The sequence below is a fragment of the Bradyrhizobium sp. AZCC 2262 genome (assembly GCF_036924535.1).
Taxonomy (GTDB): Bacteria; Pseudomonadota; Alphaproteobacteria; order Rhizobiales; family Xanthobacteraceae; genus Bradyrhizobium.
This window is the reverse complement of record NZ_JAZHRT010000001.1, coordinates 4,433,902-4,457,967: the sequence shown is the minus strand read 5'-3', so window position 1 is coordinate 4,457,967 and position 24,066 is coordinate 4,433,902. Positions and strand designations below refer to the sequence as shown.

Annotated in this window: 25 protein-coding genes; 17 read left to right on the top strand and 8 right to left on the bottom strand. The window is 63.8% G+C overall.

The genetic code is table 11. The annotated features are described in order from the left end of the window. Nucleotides 1-153 precede the first annotated feature (153 nt). Nucleotides 154-321: a hypothetical protein gene (locus V1283_RS21330; protein WP_334388406.1), complete on the top strand. Its 168-nt coding sequence runs from the start codon at nucleotides 154-156 to the stop codon at nucleotides 319-321. Nucleotides 322-346: 25 nt separating this feature from the next. Here the strand turns inward: V1283_RS21330 and V1283_RS21325 are convergent, their stop codons facing one another. From V1283_RS21325 to V1283_RS21300, 6 genes are all read right to left on the bottom strand, one after another. Beyond that, entirely contained in the window at nucleotides 347-1,282 is a 936-nt protein-coding gene (locus V1283_RS21325) for a 2-hydroxyacid dehydrogenase (RefSeq protein WP_334388405.1), read from the bottom strand. Between the two features lie 15 nt (nucleotides 1,283-1,297). Then, nucleotides 1,298-2,905 carry an ABC transporter ATP-binding protein gene (locus V1283_RS21320; protein ID WP_334388404.1) on the bottom strand — a complete coding sequence of 536 codons (1,608 nt, stop codon included), beginning with the start codon at nucleotides 2,903-2,905 and terminating at the stop codon, nucleotides 1,298-1,300. 2 nt (nucleotides 2,906-2,907) lie between these two features. Then, the gene (locus V1283_RS21315) at nucleotides 2,908-3,747 is read right to left on the bottom strand and encodes an ABC transporter permease (protein ID WP_334388402.1); all 840 of its coding nucleotides are present in this window, start codon (nucleotides 3,745-3,747) and stop codon (nucleotides 2,908-2,910) included. Then, nucleotides 3,744-4,715: an ABC transporter permease gene (locus V1283_RS21310; RefSeq protein ID WP_334388400.1), complete on the bottom strand. Its 972-nt coding sequence runs from the start codon at nucleotides 4,713-4,715 to the stop codon at nucleotides 3,744-3,746. The genes V1283_RS21315 and V1283_RS21310 overlap by 4 nt, the downstream gene beginning before the upstream one ends. A gap of 72 nt (nucleotides 4,716-4,787) precedes the next feature. Further along, entirely contained in the window at nucleotides 4,788-6,341 is a 1,554-nt protein-coding gene (locus V1283_RS21305) for an ABC transporter substrate-binding protein (protein ID WP_334388399.1), read from the bottom strand. A gap of 57 nt (nucleotides 6,342-6,398) precedes the next feature. Next, nucleotides 6,399-7,187, bottom strand: a complete 789-nt coding sequence (locus V1283_RS21300; RefSeq protein WP_334388397.1) for a class II aldolase/adducin family protein — start codon at nucleotides 7,185-7,187, stop codon at nucleotides 6,399-6,401. A gap of 127 nt (nucleotides 7,188-7,314) precedes the next feature. On the opposite strand from V1283_RS21300, the gene V1283_RS21295 reads away from it, so the two are divergent. The 3 genes from V1283_RS21295 (at nucleotide 7,315) to V1283_RS21285 (ending at nucleotide 9,621) form a co-directional block, all read left to right on the top strand. Continuing rightward, a complete protein-coding gene (locus V1283_RS21295) occupies nucleotides 7,315-8,055 on the top strand; it encodes a GntR family transcriptional regulator (protein WP_334388396.1) in 741 nt (246 codons plus the stop codon). Next, entirely contained in the window at nucleotides 8,052-9,077 is a 1,026-nt protein-coding gene (locus V1283_RS21290) for a histone deacetylase family protein (RefSeq protein ID WP_334388395.1), read from the top strand. Before V1283_RS21295 ends, V1283_RS21290 begins: the two co-directional genes overlap by 4 nt. Before the next feature lie 310 nt (nucleotides 9,078-9,387). Next, the gene (locus V1283_RS21285) at nucleotides 9,388-9,621 is read left to right on the top strand and encodes a hypothetical protein (protein WP_334388394.1); all 234 of its coding nucleotides are present in this window, start codon (nucleotides 9,388-9,390) and stop codon (nucleotides 9,619-9,621) included. 19 nt (nucleotides 9,622-9,640) lie between these two features. On the opposite strand, the gene V1283_RS21280 is transcribed toward V1283_RS21285, so the two are convergent. After that, a complete protein-coding gene (locus V1283_RS21280; RefSeq protein ID WP_442895767.1) occupies nucleotides 9,641-10,492 on the bottom strand; it encodes an Mrp/NBP35 family ATP-binding protein in 852 nt (283 codons plus the stop codon). Between the two features lie 7 nt (nucleotides 10,493-10,499). Then, nucleotides 10,500-12,485 carry a 4Fe-4S binding protein gene (locus V1283_RS21275; RefSeq protein ID WP_442895766.1) on the bottom strand — a complete coding sequence of 662 codons (1,986 nt, stop codon included), beginning with the start codon at nucleotides 12,483-12,485 and terminating at the stop codon, nucleotides 10,500-10,502. A 201-nt stretch (nucleotides 12,486-12,686) separates the two neighbouring features. Here V1283_RS21275 and V1283_RS21270 point away from each other — a divergent pair, with 201 nt between their 5' ends. From V1283_RS21270 to V1283_RS21210, 13 genes are all read left to right on the top strand, one after another. Beyond that, a complete protein-coding gene (locus V1283_RS21270; protein ID WP_334388391.1) occupies nucleotides 12,687-13,442 on the top strand; it encodes a biotin/lipoate--protein ligase family protein in 756 nt (251 codons plus the stop codon). Between the two features lie 7 nt (nucleotides 13,443-13,449). Then, nucleotides 13,450-14,025: a DUF6505 family protein gene (locus V1283_RS21265; RefSeq protein WP_334388390.1), complete on the top strand. Its 576-nt coding sequence runs from the start codon at nucleotides 13,450-13,452 to the stop codon at nucleotides 14,023-14,025. Then, nucleotides 14,022-15,044 carry a DUF6352 family protein gene (locus tag V1283_RS21260; RefSeq protein ID WP_334388389.1) on the top strand — a complete coding sequence of 341 codons (1,023 nt, stop codon included), beginning with the start codon at nucleotides 14,022-14,024 and terminating at the stop codon, nucleotides 15,042-15,044. The genes V1283_RS21265 and V1283_RS21260 overlap by 4 nt, the downstream gene beginning before the upstream one ends. A gap of 22 nt (nucleotides 15,045-15,066) precedes the next feature. Continuing rightward, nucleotides 15,067-15,585, top strand: coding sequence for a DUF3305 domain-containing protein (locus tag V1283_RS21255; protein WP_334388388.1), 519 nt, complete (start codon nucleotides 15,067-15,069; stop codon nucleotides 15,583-15,585). Continuing rightward, entirely contained in the window at nucleotides 15,582-16,283 is a 702-nt protein-coding gene (locus tag V1283_RS21250; RefSeq protein WP_334388387.1) for a DUF3306 domain-containing protein, read from the top strand. The genes V1283_RS21255 and V1283_RS21250 overlap by 4 nt, the downstream gene beginning before the upstream one ends. 128 nt (nucleotides 16,284-16,411) lie before the next feature. Further along, a complete protein-coding gene (locus V1283_RS21245) occupies nucleotides 16,412-17,200 on the top strand; it encodes a molecular chaperone TorD family protein (RefSeq protein WP_334388386.1) in 789 nt (262 codons plus the stop codon). Between the two features lie 33 nt (nucleotides 17,201-17,233). Then, entirely contained in the window at nucleotides 17,234-17,449 is a 216-nt protein-coding gene (locus V1283_RS21240; RefSeq protein WP_334388385.1) for a hypothetical protein, read from the top strand. 13 nt (nucleotides 17,450-17,462) lie between these two features. Further along, nucleotides 17,463-20,429 carry a formate dehydrogenase subunit alpha gene (locus V1283_RS21235; protein WP_334388384.1) on the top strand — a complete coding sequence of 989 codons (2,967 nt, stop codon included), beginning with the start codon at nucleotides 17,463-17,465 and terminating at the stop codon, nucleotides 20,427-20,429. A 14-nt stretch (nucleotides 20,430-20,443) separates the two neighbouring features. Then, nucleotides 20,444-21,040 carry a formate dehydrogenase FDH3 subunit beta gene (fdh3B, locus tag V1283_RS21230; protein ID WP_028348819.1) on the top strand — a complete coding sequence of 199 codons (597 nt, stop codon included), beginning with the start codon at nucleotides 20,444-20,446 and terminating at the stop codon, nucleotides 21,038-21,040. A gap of 65 nt (nucleotides 21,041-21,105) precedes the next feature. Further along, nucleotides 21,106-22,116 (top strand): formate dehydrogenase subunit gamma, encoded by a 1,011-nt coding sequence (locus V1283_RS21225; protein WP_334388383.1) that lies wholly within the window; start codon nucleotides 21,106-21,108, stop codon nucleotides 22,114-22,116. Nucleotides 22,117-22,146: 30 nt separating this feature from the next. Beyond that, nucleotides 22,147-22,302 carry a hypothetical protein gene (locus tag V1283_RS21220; protein WP_334388382.1) on the top strand — a complete coding sequence of 52 codons (156 nt, stop codon included), beginning with the start codon at nucleotides 22,147-22,149 and terminating at the stop codon, nucleotides 22,300-22,302. A gap of 14 nt (nucleotides 22,303-22,316) precedes the next feature. Continuing rightward, a complete protein-coding gene (locus V1283_RS21215) occupies nucleotides 22,317-22,697 on the top strand; it encodes a DUF971 domain-containing protein (protein WP_334388381.1) in 381 nt (126 codons plus the stop codon). Between the two features lie 12 nt (nucleotides 22,698-22,709). Next, nucleotides 22,710-24,044 carry a c-type cytochrome gene (locus V1283_RS21210; protein ID WP_334388380.1) on the top strand — a complete coding sequence of 445 codons (1,335 nt, stop codon included), beginning with the start codon at nucleotides 22,710-22,712 and terminating at the stop codon, nucleotides 24,042-24,044. Nucleotides 24,045-24,066: the final 22 nt, after the last annotated feature.

The following is a 24,066-nucleotide window of genomic DNA, read 5'->3' as shown; positions in this document are numbered from 1 at the left end:
AACTCTTGCCTGAACGCCACGCCTTCCAGTTCGGGACGCGCTGCCATCCCGACGACGGGATGGCCGTTGCCCATTGGCTTGCCCATGGTGACGAGCCGCTGGCAATGTCGTATCCCCGAGCGGGATTCTAATTCCAACCAACGGAGTACCCGCGTGAAGGCCGTCTACACCGAACAGCATCGCAGCCACGATCCGCAATTTTTCCTGGTGCGGGGCTTCGATCCGGTCGGCGACACCAGCGAGCAGGCGGCGAGCGTCTTCAGGCGCGACTATGAGCGCTTCGGCACGGTCATTCGCGAGTTGAAACTGAAGGCCGAATAGGCGCTAGAATATCCATTGACGTCGCTCAGTAGCCGCGTTCGCGGTCGATGGAGTGCGGTGGGCGCCGGCCGGCGCGTATTGCTTCCGCGGTCGCGCGAAACGTCGCCCCGATCGCTTCCACGCTGACTTCACAGGCATCATGAGGCGTGACGACGATGTTGGGATGTCGCCAGAACGGATGCCGCGGCGGCAATGGCTCGGTCGCGAACACATCGAGCGCAGCGCCGGCAAGCTGGCCGTCCTCCAGCGCGGCGAGCAGATCGGCTTCGACCAGATGCTCGCCGCGGCCGACCTGGATCAGGTAACCGCCTCGAAACATGCGCCCGAATGTCTTGCGGTTGAGGATGCCTTTGGTCTCCGATGTAAGAGGGAGCAGGTTCACCAGAACTTCGGTTTGACCCAGCATAGCCTCAAGGCCGGCAGCGCCATGAAAGCCGTGCACGCCTTGCGACGCAAGCTTTGCGGTTCGGCTCCACGCCATGACCGGGAAACCAAGCAAAGCGAGATCGGCGGCGACCCTGCGGCCGATTTCGCCAAACCCTAGAATCCCGACCGGCACATCCTGTGTCCGGCGCGGGCCGAGACGTTGCCAGCGTTCCTCGCGCTGCTGCGCCTGATAGGTCGCAAAGCGCCGCTGATGGCCGATGACGTGCCAGGCGACGAAGCCGGACATCATCTGCGCCTGCGTGGGGTCGACGACGCGGATCACGTCGACATCGGGGCGCAGACTGGGGCACGCCAGAATGTTGTCGACGCCGGCGCCGATCGAGCAGACCGCCTGCAGATTGGGATAGCGTTCGAACGCGTCATCCGGCGGATGCCAGGCGACCGCCAGTCGGACATCCGTTGCCGGACCCTCGTGCGGGTGGCTGACGATTTCGATGCGGTCGGCGGCGCGCATGAACTGCGGACCGAGATAGCCGCGGAGATCGAGGCTTTTGCTAACCAGGATGCAGTGCATCGCTCGTGATCCGGTTCATGCCGCCTTGGACGATGACGTCTGGCCGGGCACCGCGGAAAGCAGTTCGCGCGTGTAGGCGTGCTCGGGGGCCGCAAACAGCAACGCCGCCGATTTGAGTTCGACGATCGCGCCGTGCTGCATCACCGCAATACGGTCGCAAATCTGCGCGGCCACGCGCAGGTCATGGGTGATGAACAGCATCGACAAGCCCAACCGGCCCTTGAGGTCTTCCAGCAGGTCGAGCACCTGCGCCTGCACCGACACGTCGAGCGCGGAGACCGCTTCGTCGGCGACCAGGATTTCCGGATCGAGCGCCAGCGCCCGCGCAATGCCGATGCGCTGCCGTTGGCCGCCGGAAAATTCATGCGGAAAGCGTTCCATCGCGCTCGCATTGAGGCCGACCAGGCTGAGTAGTTCGCCGGCACGCTTGCGCGCTGCCGCCGGATCGACGCCATGCGCGATCGGTCCGTCAGTGATGATGTTGCCGACCTTTCGGCGTGGATTGAGCGAGGCGAATGGATCCTGAAAAACCATCTGGATGCGGCGGCGCTGCTCGCGCAGCGCCTTTCCACTGATCCGGGTGAGATCGACGTCGCCGATACGGACGGTGCCGGCGTCGGGTTCGATCAGCCGCATGACGAGGCGTGCGACAGACGATTTTCCGGAGCCGGATTCGCCGACCAGACCGAGCGTCTCGCCGCGAAAAATGTCAAAACTGACTTCTTTGGCCGCCTGCACGCGGCGCTCGCTGCGAAACCAGCCGCCCCCGCTGACATAGGTCTTACCGAGGCCGATCACCTCCACCGCCTTGCTGCGGTCGAGCAGGGGCGTCCGCGGCGGCGGCTGCAGGATGGGAACCGCAGCAAGCAAGGCGCGGGTATAGGGATGCTGGGCGCGCAGCAGCACATCATCGGCCGTACCCTGTTCGACCACCTTGCCGTGCTGAAGCACGACCACGCGATCCGCAATTTCGGCGACGACGCCGAAATCATGAGTGATGAACATGACGGCCATGTTGCGACGGCGCTGCAGGTCGCGGATCAGCTTGAGGATCTGCGCCTGCGTCGTGACGTCGAGGGCGGTGGTCGGTTCGTCGGCCACCAGCACGGCCGGCTCCAGCGCCAGCGCCATGGCGATCATCGCTCGCTGGCGTTGGCCGCCGGACAGTTGATGGGGGTAGGCGCGCACCGCGCGTTCAGGATCGGGCAGACCGACTTCGCCGATCAAGGCGAGGGCCTTTTGCCGGCGCTCCTTTGGCGTCAGGAGATCATGCGCCTCGAACATTTCGGCGATCTGGTCGCCGATGCGCATCAGCGGATTGAGCGCCGTCATCGGCTCCTGGAACACCATGGCGATGCCGCGGCCGCGCAGCGCCAGCCATTCCGCTGGCCCGAGCGACAACAGGTTCTTGCCCTCGAACAGGATCTCACCGGCTTCAGCCGTCACCGTGTCCGGCAAGAGGCCCATCAGCGCATGCGCGCACATCGACTTGCCGGAGCCGGATTCGCCGACCACGCAGAGGATTTTGCCGGCGGCAAGCTCGAACGAAACGCCGTCCACGGCATAAGGGCGATCGCCACCGGGCGGCAGCGCTAGCTTCAGGTTCCTGATGACGACGCTCATGCTCAGCGCCCTCCCTTGGCGAGGCGGGGATTGAGTGCGTCGTTGAGGCCTTCACCGATCAGGTTCAGCGCCAGCACCGAGACCAGAATGGCGATGCCGGGGAATACCGTGATCCACCAGGCCTGGCGGATCACGGTGCGGCCGGCGCCGACCATGTAGCCCCATGACATCAAATTGGGATCGCCGAGCCCGAGGAAGGAGAGCGAGGACTCCAGCAGGATTGCGGTTGCGACCATCAGCGAGGCCAGCACGATGACCGGCGACAGCGCGTTCGGCAGGATCTCGCGCCATATGATCCACCAGTTGGTCTGGCCGGTCACGACCGCCGCCTGGACATATTCGCGCGTGCGCTGCGACAGCACTTCGCCGCGCACCAGCCGCGCCACCGGGGGCCAGCTGACGATGGCGATAGCGACCACGATCGACACGATGGAGGGCTGCATGATCGCGACGAGCACGATTGCGAGTGCAAAGCTCGGGACGGTCTGGAAGAACTCGGTGAAGCGCATCAGGGCATCGTCGATCTTCCCACCGAAATATCCGGCCGTCGCGCCGAGCGGGATGCCGACCGCCAGCGATGCGAGCGTCGAGATCAGGCCGACCAGCAGCGAGACGCGCGCGCCGTAGATGATGCCCGCCATTACGTCGCGCCCGAGCGCATCAGTGCCGAGCGGCAGGTTGGCCATGGTGAACGGTGGCAGGAACGGCCGCTGTACCATGCGCCAGGGTGAGGTCGGAAACAGCAACGGACCAACCAGCGCAACCGCAATCGCAATCGTCAGGATCGCGACGCCGATCATGCCGCCGGGATTGCGCAACAGCATTCGCCAGACCGGTCTCATGAGGCGAACTCGATGCGGGGATCGACGGAGCGGTAGACAAGATCCGTGATCAGGTTGAAGGCCAGCACCATGGCCGAGCAGACGACGAAGACGCCGAGCAGCAAATTGTAGTCGCGCTGCAGCAGCGCTTCGTACATCAGGCGGCCGATACCCGGCCATGCGAACACGGTCTCGGTCAGAACCGCGCCGCCGACCAGCGTGCCGGCCTGCAGACCCGCGAGCGTCACCACCGGCAACAGCGCGTTGCGCAGCACGTGACGGCGCTGGATCACCGTGTCGGACAGGCCCTTGGCGCGCGCGGTCTTGACGAAGTCGAGCCTGTTGACCTCGAGCATCGAGGCGCGCGTCATGCGGGCATAGGTGGCCATGAAGAACAGGCCGATGGTCGTCGCCGGTAGGATGAGGTGGGCGGCTACGTCGAGCACATGTGCAAGCCCGGTATAGTTTGCGCCCACCGTCTCGTAGCCAAAACTTGGCAGCCAATCCATCGTGACCGAAAACAGCAGGATTGCCATCAGCGCCACCCAGAACAGCGGCGTGGCGTAGAAGACCAGCGCCAGCACCGTGATTGCGGTATCGGCCCAGGTGCCGGCAAAGCGCGCCGCCAGTGCGCCGAACACGATGCCGAAGGCCAGCGAAATCGCGAACGCGGTCCCCGTCAGCAACAGCGTTGCCGGCAGGCGCTGCAGGATCAGGGTTGCGACCGGCATCTGCTGGCGAAACGAGAATCCGAGATCGAGGCTGAGGATGCCTTTGACATAAAGAAACAGCTGCACCGGCAGCGGCTGGTCGAGGCCGAATTTCTCGCGCAGCTGCGCTAGGAAAATCTGATCGCCTGCGCCCGCTTCGCCCGCCATCACTAGCGCCGGATCGCCCGGCGCCAACCGGATTAGGAAGAAGTTGAGAACGACGAGCGCGAGAAGCACGACAATGGCCTTCGCGATCCGCTGGGCGATGAAGGAAATCATGTTCGGCCGATTTGCGTTGGGGCGCGATATCCGGGCGTCAGGCTTGGGGACTGACGCCCGGTGCGTCCGCGATTACTTTTCGATCCAGGCGTCGCGGAAGCCGTCGTTCACGCCAATGCCGGTCGTGACCAGGTTCTTGACGCTGCAGCGGGTGATGGTCGGGAATTGTAGTTCGAGCATCCACGCCACCGGCACGTCCTCGACGAGAATCTTTTGCGCCTTGGCGTAGATCTCCTCGCGCGCTGCATCGGGGAAGGCGACCGCGCCGTCGGCGAACAGCTTGTCGATTTCGGGGTTCGAATAGCCTTCGACGTTGTTGAACGGCGAGCCCTTGGCGATCTGGCTGGAGATGTAGTTGCGGCCGACGCCGAGCGCGGGATCGCCATACTGATAGAGATAGGTAAAGGCGATGTCGTAGTCCCACTCGCTGACTTTTTGATTCCAGCCGGGGACGTCGGTCGCGACCATCTCGACGTTGACCCCGACGTCCTGCAGGTTCTGGCGAACCATTTCGGCCCAGCGCTGCCACGTCTCGCCATAGGGCAAAGGCAGCATGCGCAGCTTCTCGCCGTTGTAGCCGGCTTCCTTGAGCAGCGCCTTGGCCTTGGCCGGATCGTAATCGTATTTCGGCACCGCGCCGGTGTAGTACTTGATCGCCGAGCCCGACGGGCCGGTGGCGACCTTGCCGAGGCCGTTCCAGACCACGTCCTTGGCCATGTTGCGATCGATCGCAAACATCAGCGCCTGACGGAATTTCTTGTTTGCGGTTGGCCCTGCGCGGTTGTTGAGCCACAGCCAGGAATGTGGGCTGAAGAATTCCCAGCCCGCTCCGGTGACGCAGGTGTTCTTGAGCTTGCTCAGGCGCGGCACGTCGAAATTTTCCACCGAGCCGCCCGGCAGCACGTCGACCTTGCCGGTCTCATACGCGACCGAACGCGCGGCGGCATCCGGAATCACGTGCCAGTAGATCTCGTCGATGTTGGGCTTGCCCTTGACGTGGTAGTTCGGATTCTTGACCAGGCGGATGAACGAACCCTTCTGCCATTCCTTGAACATGAAGGGGCCGGTGCCGACAGGCGTGTTGTTGGCCGGGTTGGTCTTGAAATCGGTGCCTTCATAGATGTGCTTCGGAATCATCGGCAGCGAGCCGACCTCGAAGATGCCGATGAAGGGGCCGAACGGCTGCTTCAGCGTGAAGACGACGGTCGATTCATCCGGAGCCTCGACCTTGTCGAGCTGCACCAGATTGCCGCGCGCCCGTGGGTGGGTCTGCTTCAGGAAGTCGATCGAGAACAGGACGTCTGCGGAAGTGAACGGCTTGCCGTCATGCCAGGTCGCGCCCTTGACCAGCTTGAACGTGTAGATCTTGCCGTCCTCGCTGACCGTCCAGCTCTCGGCGAGGCCGGGCAGGGGATCCAGTTTGGGGCTGTAGCGCAGCAGGCCTTCATAGATGTTGCCGGCCACCATCTGCGTCGGGCCGTTCTGGACCAGACCCACCATCAGGCTTGGCGGCTCCGGCTGAATCACGGCATTGACGACGCCGCCTGCCTTCGGTCCCTCGGCTACTGCCGCGGTACTCAGCATGCAAAGCACGGCAAAGCTCACCAATATCTTTCGCTTGGACATTACATACCTCGTTCAAAAAAGGCTGGCCGGCGCGCTACCGGCTGCGCGTTATGTTTGTCAGTTCGCAAAATCGGGATCGGTCCGTTCAAGCATCCGCTTGAAGGCGGCCCATTCGCTGTCCGGCACGCCATTGGTTTCGATCGCGTCGTAGAAGCTGGCGTATTGGCCGGCCGTCTTGCGGGCGACTCCCGCGGACAGCTCGATGACCTCGGCGCCGGACGACTGCACGGCGAGTTGCGCGCGGCAGGAGCGTTCCAGATTGTGCATCAGCTTGAAGGCCTCGGCGACGGAACGCCCACAGGTCAGCATGCCGTGATTGCGCAGCACCATCACGAACTTTTCGCCGAGGTCGGCGACGAGGCGTGAACGTTCATCGAGATCGAGCGCGATGCCTTCGTAGTCGTGATAGGCGAGGCTGTCGGTAAACTGCAGCGACCATTGATTGAGCGGCAACAGGCCCCGCTTCTGGCAGGCAACGGCGATGCCGGCCACCGTGTGCGTGTGCAGGACGCAGATCGCATCATGTCGTACGGCATGGATCGCGCTGTGAATCGTGAAGCCGGCAGGGTTGATGCCGAGACCCATGGGGTCGTCGATGACGTTTCCGTCCAGATCGACCGTCACCAGGTTGGATGCCGTGACTTCCTCGAAGCGCAGGCCATAGGGATTGATGAGGAAGCGGTCTTGCCGGCCCGGAAGCCGGGCGGAAATGTGGGTGTAGATGCTGTCGTCGAGACCGAGCCGGTGAATCAGCCGGTACGCAGCTGCGAGGTCGATCCGGATTTGGAGAGTCTGGTCTGCCGCTGCCGGCCATGCCTTTGCGGTGTTGTGGGCTGCGCTGGTCATTTCCGCCTTGATCCATCTTCGATTTTTTCAGCTTGCGTGCGACGCAGCATTTGGGCAAGATTAAAGTGTCGACAATCGACGATTAAAAAATGATCACCATATGACGCGGGTTTAGCCGATGCGCCCTATGTCGCTTCCTGTTGGATTACCGGCCCTTGCCGACAGCGATCTGGTCGGCCAGATCGCCCGCATGCTGATGCAGGCCATTGTTCAGGGCCGGCTGCCTCCCGGCTCCAAAGTGGTGGAGGCAGGCATTGCCCGCGAACTAGGCGTCAGCCGCGCCCCGGTACGGGAGGCGGCGCGGTTGCTGGAGAAGCAGGGGTTGCTGGTCGCGAGCCCGCGGCGAGGCTTCTTCGTGCGCAAGCTCGAAATCAGGAACATCGACGAGATCTACGATTTGCGCATTTGCATCGAGCGGCATGCCGGCGTGCTGGCGGCGCGGAATCTCACGCCCCAGTCGCGCGAGGTGCTGCGGCGCCAAATCGACGTTCTGCACAAGACCGCCGATCTCGACGATCCGGCGCGGCAGGTGGAGGAGGACTATCGCTTTCATCGGCTGATCTTTGAAATTGCCGACAACAGGCGCCTGCTGCGGCTGTTCGATGATCTCGCGGCGGAACTGCGCATGGTGATCGGACTGATCGGGCGCCTTTACGACGATCCGCATGAGATCGCGCGGACGCACGAGCCGCTGCTTGCTGCGATCGAGGCCGGTCATCCCGAACGCATCACCGCGCATGTCGATTATCATATCGGTCATGCCTGGCGCGAAGTCGGTAAACTGGTGCGGGAGCTCGCACCATCGGCCGGCAATGTCGTCGCACCCCCGGGCGGGATCTTGTTTCCAACCAACGGAGTACCCGCGTGAAGGCCGTCTACACCGAACTGCATCGCAGCCACGATCCGCAATTCTTTCTGGTGCGCGGCGTCGTCCAGCGCACCACCGAGCAGCCGGAGCGCGCCGACCGCCTGCTGGCAGGGTTGAAGGCCGGCAAGCACGATCTGGTTGCACCGACTGTTTTCGGTCAGGGACCGCGCGCCCGCGTGCACAGCCCCGAATATCTTCGTTTCCTCGAGGAGGCGTGGGACGCCTGGAGTGCGCTTGGTGATGCAGGCCCCGAAATGATTGCCAATGTGCATCCGGTCCGCAACGCCGCCACTTACCCGACGCATATTGTCGGCCGTCTCGGCTGGCACGCGGCCGACACGGCGTGCCCGATTGGTCCAGGCACCTGGGCGGCGGCCTGTGCGGCGACCGATGTTGCCACCACGGCTGCCCAGCTCGTGATGGACGGAGAAGACGCGGCCTACGCGCTCTGCCGGCCGCCCGGTCATCATGCCTACCGCGATCTCGCCGGCGGATTCTGCTTTCTTAACAACAGCGCAGTCGCGGCGGCTCAACTTAAGCTGAAACACGAGCGGGTCGCGATTCTCGATGTCGACGTGCATCATGGCAACGGCACGCAGGGCATCTTCTACGAACGCCCCGACGTTCTCACGGTTTCGATCCATGCCGATCCCGTCTTCTTCTATCCCTATGTATGGGGATATGCGCATGAGCGCGGCGCTGGCCCCGGTCTCGGCGCCAATCTGAACATTCCGCTGCCGAAGGGCACCGGGGATGACGACTACATCAAGGCGATCGGTGAGGCCCAGAAAACCATCCGCGCATTTGCGCCCGGTGCACTCGTGGTGGCGCTCGGTCTCGATGCCTCGGAGCACGATCCGCTCGCCGGCCTCGCGGTGACGACCGCGGGATTCCGGCGCATCGGTGCTGCGATCGCGCGGTTGGGCCTTCCGACCGTTTTTGTCCAGGAGGGCGGTTATCTGTCCGATATCCTCGGCGCCAACCTCACGGCTACGCTCGGCGGTTTCGAAGAGGCGCGTTAAAGCCTAATGAGGGCCAGTTTGAATGAGTTTGACCCGTCACCTCAGGAATATGCGCGCTTGCGCATATTCCGAAGGAGCGCGCTCTTGCGCGCGTCTCGAAGGGCGACGGCCACCAGCGGGGCCGTGCATCCTTCGAGGCTCGCTTCGCTCGCACCTTCGGAATAAGCGCAAGCGCTTATTCCTGAGATGACGGAGATAGGGCGAGTGCATTGCATCGAGCAGGTGTGGCACGATGTCCCGCTGCCCAAATCTCGACATTGGCCAGGGGCCGATCTAAGCTCAGGGCGCGATGCAGCGAAGAACGGTCCGAATGCTCTCAGCTTTGCGGGCTCTGCTGGCTCCATTCTGGAGCTATTCCCGAGAGCGGACGGCTGCGCAGCGCGATGCTGCAAATAGATCGGCCTCGCCACTTCTGATTTACGTTGCCGCCGCTCTTTTCCTGGTGCTGTCGATCCTCGTAATCGATCTGCACCGCGACGAACTGCGAGCGCTCGGTCTTGCCGGTGGAGCAGAGCGGATCAATCCGGTCTTGATGAGCCCGTAGGTTACCAACGCGCAGACATCTATTCGATGACGATACGCGGCGGCGGCCGGTGCGCTGCACCGGTGACGATCGTGGTCCAGATCTCGCGCGCCATGTCGATATAATGCCTTGCATGGACGCCGTCGGGCTCGATCGCCACGATCGGGCGGCCATCGTCGGAGGTCTGGCGGATCTGGATATCCAGCGGGATCTCGCCGAGATAGGGAATGCCGCGGCTTTCGGCTTCCGTCCGCGCGCCGCCATGGCCGAAGATCGGCGTGACGTGGTTGCAGGCCGGGCAGCAGAAGCTCGACATGTTTTCGATCAGGCCCAGGATCGGAATGCTCACCTTCTGAAACATCGCGATGCCGCGCCGCGCGTCGATCAGGGCGATATCCTGCGGCGTCGAGACGATGATCGCGCCGGCCAGCGGCGCCTGCTGCGCCATGGTGAGTTGGGCGTCGCCGGTGCCGGGCGGCAGGTCGACGACGAGGATATCGAGATCGCCCCATGCCACCTCGCGCAACATCTGCGTGATCGCGGAGATGACCATCGGCCCGCGCCAGATCATGGCGTTGTCTTCCTCGACCAGAAAGCCGATCGACATCACCTTGACACCAAAACGCTCCATCGGCTCCAGCATGCGCGGCCCAAGTTGCCGCGGCTTGCCACGCAGCCCGAACAGTTTTTGTTGCGAAGGACCATAGATGTCGGCATCGAGGATGCCGGTCTTCAGTCCGAGCGCGGCGAAGCCAAGCGCGAGGTTGCAGGAGGTGGTGGACTTGCCGACGCCGCCCTTGCCGGAGGCAACGGCGATGATGTGCTTGACGCCGGGAATGCCGGCGGCTTTTGAGGTCGCGCGGGCCTTGAGATCTGGAGAAGTGGCGGACACAGGCTGCTCACGATCCAAGGGGATCGTCCTTCTTCACATTGCGCGCGCGCAAATAATCTTCTGTCGACATGACCGGGGGGCGCTGCGGCGCGGCATGCGGGTCGAAACTTTCGTTCACCACGGCTTCGACGCGGCAGTCCGCGCACATCTTGATGACGTCGAGCCGCCTGGCATTGGCGCCCTGGAACATCCAGTGCTTCTCGCCGAGTTTCGCCAGCACGCGATCGATCGAGCTCTTGGTGCCGAAGGGTTTGCCGCAGGCGATGCAGTTGAACGGCTCTTCTTCCTTCAGCACACGCGGCGTGTTCCAGGCCTGGAAGTCAAGACGCGGCTCGATGGTGATGACCTTCTCGGGGCAGGTAGATTCGCAGAGCCCGCATTGCACGCAGAGGCTTTCGGTGAAACGCAGCATCGCGCGATCGGGGTTATCGGACAGCGCGCCGGTCGGGCAGGCGGTGACGCAGGCATGGCACAGCGTGCAGCCGTCGACGTCAAGGTTCACGGTGCCGAAGGGCGCGCCCGGCGCCAGCGGTATGACATCGACCGGTGCGGGGGCGGCGAGGTGAAGCTCGCGAAACGTCGTCTCCAGCACGCCGCGTTTCGCACCCCGCGGCACGAAGCCGGCGGGCTTTTGCGTGGCGATGCCACGAGGGGCAGCATCCAGCGCGGCGCGCAACTGGTCCGGATCGTCGGTCTCGATGATCCGAATGATGCCGGTGCCGAAGCCCAGTGCGGTAACGATCCGATCCGACGTCTCGACCGCGCGGCGAAGCGCCGTGATGTCGTGGCGCGGCTTGGCGCGCGTGAGCAGCGCGACGCCGCTGCCGCCATAGGCAAACACGGAGGCGAGGAGTTCCGGACCGAGTTGCGTCACTTCGTTGACGCGCAGCGGCAGCACGTTGGCCGGCAAGCCCTCGCCGAACCGCGCCAGCGCATCGATGATTTCCTCGCCGTGCTCGCCGTCGTGAAACAGGACCACGGCATCGCTTCCGCCTGCCTTGCGGTAAGTCTGCAGCAGCGTCCGCAGCCGCCGCATCAGGGCGTCCGCGCTCGGTAGCGCATAGGAGGCCGCGCCGGTGGGGCAACCGGAAGCGCAGGAACCGCAGCCGGCGCACACATTGGCATCGATCGCGACTGCGTTCCCGTTCGGCGTGATCGCGCCGGTCGGACACAGATCGAGACAGCGCGTGCATCCGGTAATGGAGGAGCGCGAATGCGCGCACAGTGACGGCTCGAAATTGACAAAGCGCGGCTTGTCGAAGGTGCCGATGAGCCCACCGGCATCCGCAATCGCGCGCTCCACGGCGGCTTTGTCGCGCGGATCGGCGCGCAGATAACCCGGGCGCAGTTCATGCGCGGGAAACAACGGTGTTCCGCCCGAGAGATCGAGGATCAGATCGCAGGTGGAAGTGGCGCCGTTACGCGAAGGCCCGAACACGAGTTTTGCGCGCGAGGAGGGGGAGGGCAGCGCGTAATCATCGATCGCAAGCTCGAATTGCCCGAGATGTCCGCGGGCGTTTCGGATTGTGCCCTTGAGCACGGGAAACTCGTTCGTCCGGCGCGGGATCACATCGCCAGGGTTGGTCAGAAGCACGGTAATGTCGAGACGATCGGCGAGACGCTGCGCCGCCTCGATGGCAATTTCGTCACGGCCATAGATCAGTGCGACGCCGCTGCTCTCGAGCGTCACCAGCGTGATCGGCGGCATGTCTTCGCCCGCCGCGGCAATCAACGCGGCTGCTTTTGGACCGGCTGCCGCGGCGTCCTTCGACCAGCCGCCGGTCTCGCGGATGTTGACGAAGGTGAGCTGGGCTTCCGGCGAATTCTCCGCGACTTCCCGAAACAGCGGCGCTTCCTGGGTGCAGGCAATCGTGATCGGTGCGCCGTCAGCGAGCGCCTCCTTGAAGCGGTCGAGATCGAGGCCGCAAAGCTGGTTGGCTTGCGTGATCCTGGCCGTGCAGCCACGCCCGATCGCTTCCGCGTCGAGCGGCATGGTCTTCTCGCAACTGCAAATCAGGAGGCGAGACGCCACCGCACTCATTTTGAAATACCTTAAACCCGATTGCCTCATCCCACGGTTCTGCGGTAACCGCTCGGGCGGACATCCGCAAGCGACTAAAGGCCGCTCGCACCGCGGGCTTGCGCGGGATAGCATACACCCGTGGCCTTTGAAGCAATGAGGGAATAGTTCTTTGTGATCACTCGTCTCGGGGATACGGAACAGACACTTGATCTGCCCCCCGGTTATACTTTGGTCGCGTTGCGCGAGCTCGGCGACGCCTTTGCCCGGGCTTGCGAGATCGCACCGGAGGCCGGCGCCGGGACACTGGTGTGGGTGCGCCGCTACGACCTGGTCGAGTTCGCGGTGGTACTTGAACCCGACGAACCGCTGAGATCGGCGCGCCGGGCACTCTTTGCCGGCATGAATGCACTGGCCGATGCGATTGCCGCCCATTGTCCGCCGGAGCGGGAGGTCAGTTTCGACTGGCCTGATGCGATCCGTTTCGATGCGGGATTGCTCGGCGGCGGGCGGCTGGGATGGCCGGCCGAATGCATCGAAGACGACATACCTGAATGGCTCGTTTTCGGCGTGATTCTGCGCGCGGCCGCGATGGCGCATGTCCCGGAGGTTCAGGCCGCCTCGGGCGTGTCCTTGCTGAGCGAAGGTTTCGAGATGGTCGATACCGATGCCATCATCGAAAGCTTCACCCGCCACCTCATGACCGCGTTCGACCGCTGGAAAGAGCGCGGCTTCGAGGCGATCGCGCGGGACTATCTGGAGCGGCTTCCCAAGCGCAAGGCCGGCGAGCGCCGGGGGATCGACGTCAACGGCGATCTTCTGGTCAGCGTACCGGCCGGCCGCGGACAGCCGGCGCGGAGCAGTCTTGTGGATGCGCTTGGGCGCGCGGCTTGGTATGATCCGCAGGCGCGCGGTCCGAAATTCGGATGAGGCGGACATGTTGAAATTTCCGCGAACCATCAGGCTGGACCCGTCGGATACGTTCGTCTTCGAGCGGGCAGCCGAACCCGGGGAATGGGCGGTTTCCGGCGCGTTCGTGTTCTGGAACCGCGATCCGGCCACGCTCGGCCAGAAGCAGCGCGTGGCGTTGCGCTCGGGCTTTCTTGGGATCGACAGCCTCGGATGGTCGACGCTTGCCATTGTCACCGAAGCCACCGAAGCGGAGCGGCTGGCGATGACCGAGCAACTCGCAGCGCAGTTGATAGAGAAATTCGGGGCGCCCGACATCGAGGCCGCGCGCCTTGCCGCCGAGGAGGAGATCGCGTTCGCAGCTTCGCTGTGCGAGCATCCGCCGCAGACGCTGCTCGCAGTGCAGCGCAGCGTCGAAAACGGCGAAATCCGCGAGCGCTTTCGCACCCTCAAGCCGCGCCCGGTTACCGCAGATGCCGACCGGTTGCATGCGCATGCCAGCGCCTTTACCTTCCATGAAGTCGAAGGCGATGTTGAACCCAAGGAAGAGGTCGATCTTCTCGGGCTGATCAGGACCGATCGCAAGACGACGGATCGTACATGAGAGAATTCTGGGTCGCCTCGGGCCATCACCTCACGCGCCGCACCGATCACGGCGGGCTGGTCGCGACGCCCGAACTCATCATGGCCTATCTGGCGCGGCCTGAATTGTTGCCGCCGGCGGATGCCTGCGAGGCCGAGCGCAATCTGCATGCGAGCCTGATGGCCGATCCGCTGCGCGCTGTGTCGGCCAGGGACATCGCTCGGCTTGCCGATGCCGACGCGCGCGAAAACTGGTCTTTCATGATGAATTTCCGCGACCGGCTGATGGCGGCGCCGTCGCTGGAGGCGGTTTATGTCGCGCTGGCCCGCAAAGGGGCTGGCGACCTGCCGCCGATCTTTCTGTCGCAGCTGTGCCACCTGATCCTGCGCAACGCGCTCGAAGGCTGCGATGACCCTTATGTCTTGCGTGCGGCAGAGCTGTTCTATCGCAGCCAATTGGCGGCCGTTCACGACGGCACGCTGCTGCTGGCCGATGCGGAGGTGATCGAGGCAGAGCAGCATGCCCAGCACGACCTGCATTCGTCGCCGCTTGCGGCCATGCTGCAACAGCCGAAGGCGTTCGGCGAGATGGACGTCATGGACGACGACAACGCCTGGACCTACTGGTCGCGATCGGACGCGCACGCAATGGTCATGAATCTCGGCGGCAATGCCAAGGCGCGCGCCGGCCTGTGCCGGGTCATCGAACGCTGGATTGGCCACTTGCTCGGCGTTACCGTCAGCGTCGAAACCATCGCCTCGATCGAGGATCGCGACTGGCGCTGGTTCGTCGGCCTCGACAGCGACGCGACGCGGATCGGCAATGCGCTGTGGCGCGGCGAGCGGCCGGAGGGCGGCGTTGCGGAGCGCATCGTGGCCCTCATGCGCCTGAGCTTCGAAGACACGCGGCTGGTGGATGAGCGGGTCGGCGACAAGCCGGTCTACCTCATCCTCGCGGTGGGCGCGGACAAGGTGGTGAGACTAAAGCCGCAAAATCTGATCGCGGGGTTGCCGCTTGCGGCGACCGCGAATGTCACATGATCCACCGAAGGGAGGATCGGGAATGGCAATGATTGAAGCATCCCGCGAGGTTGGCGTGGTGGTGCGACGCCGTTCGATCGACAATCCCTGGATCGACCAGTTGTGGTCGCCGGCGATGATTTTGGACGAGGTGCCGTCGACGGCGCCGTGGACCGCGCTGTCCACCGAGGCCGATGCGACGACCTATTACGCGGGCTCGGCCAGCATTGAACTCTTCAGTGCGGAAACGGCGAATTATCGCGATAACCTCGCCGACGGCGAGCCGCGGATCTGGGTCGCGTTGCGGCGCCAGGACGGCGGCGCCGAACTCGAACTGACGAAGGTAACCGCCGACCCGACCGAAGGGGAGGCGATGTTCGAAAGCGGCTGCGACGTGATCGGTACCGTGCCGATGCCGCCCGAGATCGCGTCATGGATTGCGGCCTTTGTCGATCGATTCCATGTCGAGCGCGTGTTCCACAAGCGCAAGCGGGATCGTGCGAGCGGCGATCGGCCGCGCGTGCCGGGCGGCCGGCCGGATGAGGGAACGGAGCGCACATGAGTGGTCCGGACGAAGCCGATCGAGACAGGGGCTTTCTGGCGCGATGGTCACAGCGCAAGCAGGAGGCAAAACAGCCGGAGCCGCAGCCGGACGCGCCGGCCGCCGAAAGCGTCGAATCGTCGGGCTCGCCCGCACCGAGCGAAGACGCCGCGTCGGAATTCGATCTCTCAACCTTGCCAACGCTCGAGGAACTGACGGCTAGCACCGACATGTCAGCATTTCTGCGCAAAGGCGTTCCCGAACATTTGCGGAATGCAGCTTTGCAAAAATCCTGGGCGCTGGACCCCGCGATTCGCAATTACGTCAATCCCGCGCTCGAATACGCCTATGACTGGAATACGCCGGGCGGGGTCCCGGGCGGCGGCGAACTCGGCGCAAGTGTCGATGTGGCGCGGCTGGTGTCGCAGATCATGGGTGAACCCGCAGCCGAACCGATAAATTTTGACGCAAATTCCGGTGATGAGGCGGCACGCTCTTCAGTTGAGCCGCCCGAACACGATCTGCCGGCAAAACCGCAGGAAAATCTGCCGGCGCAGTCTCTCAGACGATCCGGTGGGCCGGCGGCGGAAACGGAAGCCGTTTCAAAGGCCGAAGGCGATACCGGGGAACCCGCGCAGGCCGATGAATCGCGGCCGGCGAAACCTGCTGCACCGCAGCAGCCAGTGCGACGTCATGGCACCGCAAAACCGATTGTTTAGACAAAAGTTTTTGCGGACATAGGCACAGCCTATGTTAGATATCTCACACTTGGAATAATTCCAGTTCTAAATTGTACGCCTGAGGGACACGGGTGGGCGCGAGTGGGCGGGGAGAAATCGGTAGCACCATGCGTGATGCCGGACTGGAACTAGCAATCAGGGCAGCAGGTGGCGTTGGGTCGCTCGCGCGGGCGCTCGGTATTGCGCAGCCGTCGGTTTCGGCGTGGTCGCGCATTCCCGCCGAGCGGGTTGTTGCCGTCGAGGCGCTGACGCAGGTCAATCGTTTTGTCCTGCGCCCCGATCTCTACGGATCATCCGAGGATCAGGTGACATCGAAGCCCGAAGTCGACGAGATCGATCAACTGCGCGCCGCGGAATACGGCCTGCTGTCGCTGCTGCTCGGCAAGGCGCCCGATGCCGAGACGCTCAAGCGGGTTGCAACGCTGAAGGGCGACGGTTCCGAACTCGGCATGGCGCATGTCGAACTCGCTGCCGCGGCTGCGGCGACCGACGACCGTGCCGCGAGCAAGGAGTTCTTCGATCTCTTCATCGGGCTCGGCCGCGGCGAATTGCTGCCCTATGCCTCCTACTATCTGACCGGCTTTCTTCACGAGCGTCCGCTGGCGCGGGTGCGCGAGGACCTGCGTGCGCTCGGGATCGAGCGCGCCGGCACCTCGCGGGAACCGGAAGATCACATCGCTATCCTGCTCGAGGTCATGGCCGGCCTCGCGCGCGACGACTTCGAGGCCGAGTTCGCCGAACAGGCGCGCTTTTTCGAACGGCATCTCAAGCCTTGGGCGGCGCGGATGTTCGCCGATCTGGAAATGTCGCAATCGGCGCGCTTCTACCGCGCCGTCGGCCGTACCGGCCGTGTCTTCATGGAATTGGAATCCGAGGCCTTCACGCTGTCCGAGTGACGGCGAAAGACGACGTGAGAAGGGGAGATCGCAATGAGCAAACCATCTGACAGCAAGGGCAAGTCACGGGCCACGGGGGTGGATCGGCGCAGCCTGTTTCTGATGGGCGGCTCGGCGGTCGCAGCAGCAGCCGTTGTCCCGCTCACCGGCGGCGAGGCCGTGGCGGACGAGTCGCAGGCCGAGCGCGTCAAGGCGCGCTACAAGGAAACCGATCACGTCAAGAACTACTACCGCGTCAACCGCTATTGATGGGACAACGCACATGTTGATGAAGCGAAGAGACGGATCCGCGGGCAGGGCGCGTTTGCAGGGCATCGCTGCCGGCCTCGCGTCTGATGTTCTCGACCGCCGCACGTTCCTGCGGCGGTCCGGCCTGGCGGCCGGTGCGGGCGCCGCGATCGGCCTGATGCCGCTCGGCTCGGTGCGCAAGGCGCAGGCTGGTCCGAAGATCGTCGGTGCGCCGACGGAAATCAAAAAGAACATCTGCACGCATTGCTCGGTCGGTTGCACCGTGATCGCCGAAGTGCAGAACGGTGTCTGGGTTGGCCAGGAGCCGGCCTGGGACAGCCCGATCAACCGCGGCTCGCATTGCGCCAAGGGCGCCTCGGTGCGCGAGCTCGTGCATGGCGACCGCCGGCTGAAATCTCCGATGAAGCTGGTCAACGGCGAGTGGCAAAAGATCTCGTGGGACCAGGCCATCAACGAGATCGGCGACAAGATGCTCGAGATCCGCGCCAAGTCCGGCGCCGATTCCGTCTACCTGCTGGGCTCGGCGAAATTCTCCAATGAAGGTGGCTACCTGTTCCGCAAATTCGCGGCGTTCTGGGGCACCAATTCGATCGATCACCAGGCCCGTATCTGTCATTCGACCACCGTCGCCGGCGTCGCCAATACCTGGGGCTACGGCGCGATGACCAACTCCTACAACGACATGCGCAACTCGAAGACCGTTGTCTTCATGGGGTCGAACGCCGCGGAAGCGCATCCGGTATCGTTGCAGCACATCCTGACCGGCAAGGAGATCAATCGCGCCAACGTGTTCGTGCTCGATCCGCGCTTCACCCGCACCGCGGCCCATGCCACCGAATATGTCCGGTTCCGCGGCGGCACCGACATTGCGGTGATCTGGGGCATGCTGCACCACATCTTCAACAATGGCTGGGAGGACAAGCAGTTCATCCAGCAGCGCGTCTACGGGATGGACCAGATCCGCGCCGAAGTCGCGAAGTGGACGCCGGAAGAGGTCGAGCGTGTCACCGGAATTCCCGGCGAGCAGTTGAAGAAGGTCGCCGAAACCTTCGCCAAGCAGAAGCCGTCGGCCTTTGTCTGGTGCATGGGCGGCACCCAGCACACTGTGGGAACCGCCAACGTCCGCGCTTATTGCAACTTGTTGCTGGCGACGGGCAACGTTGGCTCCTTCGGCAATGGCGCCAACATTTTCCGCGGCCATTGCAACGTGCAGGGCGCGACCGACATCGGTCTCGATATCGTGACGCTGCCGCTCTACTACGGACTGGTCGAAGGCGCCTGGAAGCACTGGGCGCGCGTCTGGGAAGTCGATTACGATTATCTGCAGTCCCGCTTCGACGAAGTGCCGGCGAAGGCCGGCCGTCCGGCCCGTACCCGCAAGCAGAACATGGAATTGCCGGGCATCCCGTGGACCCGCTGGTTCGATGCGACGCTGGCCAATCCTGACGACGTCGACCAGCGCGATGCCGTGAAGGGCGTGGTCATCATGGGGCACGGCGGCAATACCGTGCCGCGCATGACCGAGATGGTGAAGGGGATCGAGAAGCTCGAGTTGCTCGTGGTCGCCGATCCGCATCCCACCACGTTTGCCGCGATCTCCGAGCGCAAGAACGGGACATACCTGTTGCCGGCCTGTACCCAGTTCGAGACCTCGGGCTCGCGCACGGCTTCGAACCGCTCGCTGCAGTGGGGCGAGCAGATCGTCAAGCCGATCTTCGAATCGAAGGACGACTACGAGATCATCTATCTGCTTTCCAGGAAGCTCGGTTTCGCCGATCCGATGTTCAAGAACATCAAGGTGGAAAACAATCGCCCGTCTCCGGAAGACCTGCTGCGCGAAATCAACCGCGGCGGTTTCTCGACCGGCTATTCCGGCCAGTCGCCGGAGCGCTTGAAGGCGCACATGAAGAACCAGGGCAAGTTCGACCTGGTGACCCTGCGTGCCAAGGCCGACGAACCCGAAATCGGCGGCGACTATTACGGCCTGCCGTGGCCGTGCTGGGGCACGCCGCAGATCAAGCATCCGGGCACGCACACGCTCTACAACACCAACCTTCATGTGAAGGATGGTGGCGGCACGTTCCGGGCGCGCTTCGGCGTCGTCTATGAGGAAAAGCAGCCGGACGGTTCGGTGAAGAACGTCAATTTGCTGGCCGAAGGTTCCTACAGCAAGGGCTCGGAACTGACCGACGGCTATCCCGAGTTCACCTATGGGCTGCTCAAGAAGCTCGGCTGGGACAAGGATCTCACCGCGGACGAACTCGCCACCATCAACAAGATCGGCGGCAACAGTCCTGATGGCGTCGGCTGGGCAGTCGACCTGTCGGGCGGCATCATCCGCGTTACGTTGGAGCGTGGCGTGATGGCGTATGGCAACGGCAAGGCCCGCGCGGTGGCGTGGAATCTGCCCGATCCCGTGCCGGTGCACCGCGAGCCGATCTACACCGCGCGGCCTGATCTCGTCGCGAAGTATCCGACGCGTCCGGACGGGCGTCAGTTCCGCATGGCCAATCTCGGCTTCTCCGTTCAGAAGGCGGCGGTGGATAAGGGGCTTGCCAAGCAATTCCCGATCATCCTGACCTCGGGACGCCTCGTTGAATACGAAGGCGGCGGCGAGGAAACCCGGTCGAACAAATGGCTGGCCGAATTGCAGCAGGACATGTTCGTCGAGGTCAACACGTCTGACGCCGCCGAGCGCGGTATCAAGGACGGCGGCTGGGTCTGGGTGTTCGGTCCGGAAAACAGTTCGAAGGCCCGCGTCAAGGCGCTGGTCACCGATCGCGTCGGGAAGGGGGTGGCGTTCATGCCGTTCCACTTCGCCGGCTGGTTCCAGGGCGTCGACCAACGCGGCAACTATCCGAAGGGGTCAGATCCGATCGTGCTGGGCGAAAGCGTCAACACGATCACGTCCTACGGCTACGACCCGGTCACCGGCATGCACGAGGGCAAGGTGACCCTGTGCCAGATCCAATCGGCGTGAGAGGAGAATAGATCATGGCTCGCGTCAAATTTCTCTGTGATGCCGACCGTTGCATCGAGTGCAACGCCTGCGTGACGGCCTGCAAGAACGAACATGAAGTGCCGTGGGGCATCAATCGCCGCCGTGTCGTCACCATCAATGACGGCAAGCCCGGCGAACGCTCGGTCTCGATGGCCTGCATGCATTGCACGGATGCGCCGTGCGCCGCGGTCTGCCCGGTGTCGTGCTTCTACACCACCGCCGACGGCGTCGTGCTGCACTCCAAGGATCTGTGCATCGGCTGCGGCTACTGCTTCTACGCCTGTCCGTTCGGCGCGCCGCAGTATCCGAAGGTCGGCAACTTCGGATCGCGCGGCAAGATGGACAAGTGCACCTATTGCGCGGGCGGGCCGGAAGCCGACTCGACGCCGGCCGAATACGCCAAATACGGCGCCAATCGTCTGGCCGAAGGCAAGCTGCCGATCTGCGCCGAGATGTGCTCGACCAAGTCGCTGCTCGCCGGCGACGGCGCGATCATTGCCGAGATTTACAAGGAGCGGGTGATGAAGCGCGGTTACGGCTCCGGCATGTGGGGCTGGAAGACCGCCTACAGCGACTCGCCGACCGGTTGATGCAATGGCCGTCGCGCCCGGCGCGGCGGCGCTCACGTAACTGGAAACGGGAAGGTTATCGGCCCATGCCAAGTTCTCTTTCAAACCTCAGGGCGCTAGGCGCTGCCCTCGTAATGCTGTTCGCGTTCGCATATCCGGCCGCCGCGCAACTTTCCTTCAGGCCGACAGCCGAAGCCGTCCAGGAAGAACAGCTTCTGAATTCGCTGCAGAGGGGCGACAAGATCACCGGCCGGATCACCATTCCGGATACGAGGGCTTCCAGCCTCATTCAGCCCGCCGGGCGCGACTGGCGTGATTTCCAGCGCAGCAGGCTGCCGATCATTGGCGGCGTCGCCATCATCGGGATGGTGGCCCTGCTGGCGATTTTTATGATGGTCCGCGGCCGGATTCGTATCCACCAAGGTTTCTCCGGGAGGACGATTTTGCGCTTCGCCGGCTTCGAGCGCTTCGTCCACTGGCTGACGGCAAGCTGCTTCATTGTGCTGGCGCTATCGGGCCTGAACATCAGCTTCGGCCGCATCCTCATCCTGCCGTTGTTCGGTCCCGACGTCTTCGCGACCATGTCGACTTACGCAAAATTCGCCCATAACTATCTCGCGTTCCCCTTCATGCTCGGTCTCGTCATCATGTTCCTGATCTGGATCAAGGATAACATTCCAGGCAGGCTCGATCTGGAATGGATCAAGCAGGGTGGCGGCATCCTGTCCGCCGGCAAGCATCCGCCGGCGAAGCGCTTTAACGCCGGACAGAAGGGCATTTTCTGGATCGTGATCATCGGCGGCGCGCTGATGTCGGTATCCGGCTGGTTCCTGATATTTCCCTACCTTGCGGCCACCGTGACGGTGCTGCAGTTCTGGACCGTGATCCACGCCGTGATCGCCATGCTCTTTATTGCTGCCATGCTGGCGCATATCTATATCGGCTCCATCGGAATGGAGGGGGCTTTCGACGCCATGGGGACCGGCGAGGTCGATCTCAACTGGGCCAAGGAGCATCACTCGCTCTGGGTCGAGGAAGAGCAGGCAAAGGCCCACGGGCCGTCCGACAGCACGCCGCGCGCCGTCCCGGCCGAATAGTCCGGCTCAAGTCAAAGGTGAGGAAGTGCCATGAAAGTCTTTGTTGCAGCTGTGGCTTTTGCTGTGGTTGCCGCCGTCGGAGTCGCGATGGTGCTTAATACCATTCAGGAGCCAAGCTCCGTTGCCTTTACGACGAGCGGCGCCAGGGTAAGCGATCCCGGCCACAATTTGATCGGTTCGGGCTGACGCCGGCAGTGGGCGTGCCTGACGTCGCGCTGGCGTGGCCGGTCGAAATTCGCCTGCCGAAGGATCGCCGCGCGTTGCGTGTTGCCTTTGACGACGGCCGCACCTTCGATCTCTCCGCCGAATTGCTCCGGGTGACCAGCCCATCCGCCGAGGTGCAGGGGCATTCCGAAGCCGAGCGCAAGACGGTCGGCGGCAAACGTAATGTGACCATTCTTTCCGTCGATCCTGTCGGCAATTATGCCATCAGAATCGGGTTCGACGACATGCACTCGACCGGCATCTATTCCTGGGCGTTCCTGCGCAATCTCGGTGTGAACGCCGAACAGCGCTTTCAGGAATACCTCGACGACTTGCAGGCCAAGGGGCTCGACCGCGACAGGCCGGGCGTGCGCTGAGGGCCGAGGGGAATGGTACGCACGGTCTCGGCGCAAGCTGCACGTCGCAACAGAGGCCGATCGGCGCTTCTGGCGCTTGTGGCCGTGTCGATCGCTTTGCCGATCGGAACCAGCTCAGCCTTCGCGCAACTGCGCGGGCATGGCGGGCCGGTGCGGGCGCTGGCGATCTCGGCCGACGGCCAAAGCGCGATCTCCGGCAGCTTCGATTCGACCGCGATCCGCTGGTCGCTGACGCGCAATGCGGCCGAGCAGGTGCTTCGTTTCCATTCCGACGCCGTGAACGCCGTCGCGCTGCTCGGCGAAGGGCGCGCCGCGACCGCCGGTGCGGATGGGCGCATTGCGATCTGGACTTTTGGCAGAACAGAGCCCGACGCGGTGTTCGAAGGCCACACGGCGCCGATCGTAGCACTAGCGGTATCGCCCGACGGCGCAACGCTCGCATCGGCCTCGTGGGATCATACGGTGCGGCTCTGGCCGCTCGCAGGCGGCGCGCCGCGCGTGCTCGACGGGCATACGCAGAACGTCAACGGCGTGACGTTTACGGCCGATGGCCGTGCCTTGGTCAGCGTCAGCTACGACCTCAGCGTTCGCATCTGGCCGCTGTCGGGCGCGCAAACGCCGACCGTCGTTCCGATGCCGACCCCGCTCAATGCCGTGGCTACCGGCACCGATGGCGAAATCGCGGTCGGCGGCGCGGACGGCAACGTCTACTTCCTGACCGCAGCCGGCACGCGGGCCGGCGAGGTTACGGCAGGGCCAAGGCCGGTTATCTCGATTGCGATGTCGCCTGACGGTGCGCTGGTTGCCGCCGCCGGCATCGGTGGCACGGTCGCCGTGATCGACCGCAAGGCGCGCGCGCTCATGCGTACGCTGGTCGGTCCGGGACTGCCGGTCTGGTCGGTGGCATTCCTGCCCGACAGCCGCACGCTGCTCACGGGCGGCGCTGATAATATCATCCGGCGCTGGAACGCGGCGACGGGTGAACCGATCGATCCGATTCTGCTGGAAACGGCGGGAGATCCGCTCGCTGCCTATGCCGGCGATCGCGGCGCGGAGGTCTTTCGCGCCTGTGTCGCCTGCCATACGCTTGGCGCGGACCTGCCCAACCGCGCCGGACCAACGCTCGCCGGAATCTTCGGCCGCCGCATCGCCACCGCACCCGGTTATAATTTTTCCGAAGCGCTCAAGCGGCTCGATATTGTCTGGACGCCGGAGACGGTTTCCAGACTGTTCGAGATCGGGCCGCAGGCCTATACGCCCGGCACCAAGATGCCGGAGCAACGCATCGGCTCGGAGCAGGATCGCGCCGCGCTCGTTCAATTCCTCGAGCGGGCGACGAAGCGATAGGCCGATCGACGCGGCGGTTAAT

Coding starts and splice junctions, on each gene's coding strand:
- V1283_RS21325 (WP_334388405.1), bottom strand. CDS start 1,282: ATGCACTGCATCCTGGTTAGCAAAAGCCTCGATCTCCGCGGCTATCTC.
- V1283_RS21210 (WP_334388380.1), top strand. CDS start 22,710: ATGGTACGCACGGTCTCGGCGCAAGCTGCACGTCGCAACAGAGGCCGA.
- V1283_RS21260 (WP_334388389.1), top strand. CDS start 14,022: ATGAGAGAATTCTGGGTCGCCTCGGGCCATCACCTCACGCGCCGCACC.
- V1283_RS21295 (WP_334388396.1), top strand. CDS start 7,315: ATGTCGCTTCCTGTTGGATTACCGGCCCTTGCCGACAGCGATCTGGTC.
- V1283_RS21225 (WP_334388383.1), top strand. CDS start 21,106: ATGCCAAGTTCTCTTTCAAACCTCAGGGCGCTAGGCGCTGCCCTCGTA.
- V1283_RS21305 (WP_334388399.1), bottom strand. CDS start 6,341: ATGTCCAAGCGAAAGATATTGGTGAGCTTTGCCGTGCTTTGCATGCTG.
- V1283_RS21235 (WP_334388384.1), top strand. CDS start 17,463: ATGTTGATGAAGCGAAGAGACGGATCCGCGGGCAGGGCGCGTTTGCAG.
- fdh3B (WP_028348819.1), top strand. CDS start 20,444: ATGGCTCGCGTCAAATTTCTCTGTGATGCCGACCGTTGCATCGAGTGC.
- V1283_RS21255 (WP_334388388.1), top strand. CDS start 15,067: ATGGCAATGATTGAAGCATCCCGCGAGGTTGGCGTGGTGGTGCGACGC.
- V1283_RS21310 (WP_334388400.1), bottom strand. CDS start 4,715: ATGATTTCCTTCATCGCCCAGCGGATCGCGAAGGCCATTGTCGTGCTT.
- V1283_RS21245 (WP_334388386.1), top strand. CDS start 16,412: ATGCGTGATGCCGGACTGGAACTAGCAATCAGGGCAGCAGGTGGCGTT.
- V1283_RS21220 (WP_334388382.1), top strand. CDS start 22,147: ATGAAAGTCTTTGTTGCAGCTGTGGCTTTTGCTGTGGTTGCCGCCGTC.
- V1283_RS21265 (WP_334388390.1), top strand. CDS start 13,450: ATGTTGAAATTTCCGCGAACCATCAGGCTGGACCCGTCGGATACGTTC.
- V1283_RS21250 (WP_334388387.1), top strand. CDS start 15,582: ATGAGTGGTCCGGACGAAGCCGATCGAGACAGGGGCTTTCTGGCGCGA.
- V1283_RS21275 (WP_442895766.1), bottom strand. CDS start 12,485: ATGCCGCTCGACGCGGAAGCGATCGGGCGTGGCTGCACGGCCAGGATC.
- V1283_RS21285 (WP_334388394.1), top strand. CDS start 9,388: ATGCTCTCAGCTTTGCGGGCTCTGCTGGCTCCATTCTGGAGCTATTCC.
- V1283_RS21240 (WP_334388385.1), top strand. CDS start 17,234: ATGAGCAAACCATCTGACAGCAAGGGCAAGTCACGGGCCACGGGGGTG.
- V1283_RS21320 (WP_334388404.1), bottom strand. CDS start 2,905: ATGAGCGTCGTCATCAGGAACCTGAAGCTAGCGCTGCCGCCCGGTGGC.
- V1283_RS21300 (WP_334388397.1), bottom strand. CDS start 7,187: ATGACCAGCGCAGCCCACAACACCGCAAAGGCATGGCCGGCAGCGGCA.
- V1283_RS21315 (WP_334388402.1), bottom strand. CDS start 3,747: ATGAGACCGGTCTGGCGAATGCTGTTGCGCAATCCCGGCGGCATGATC.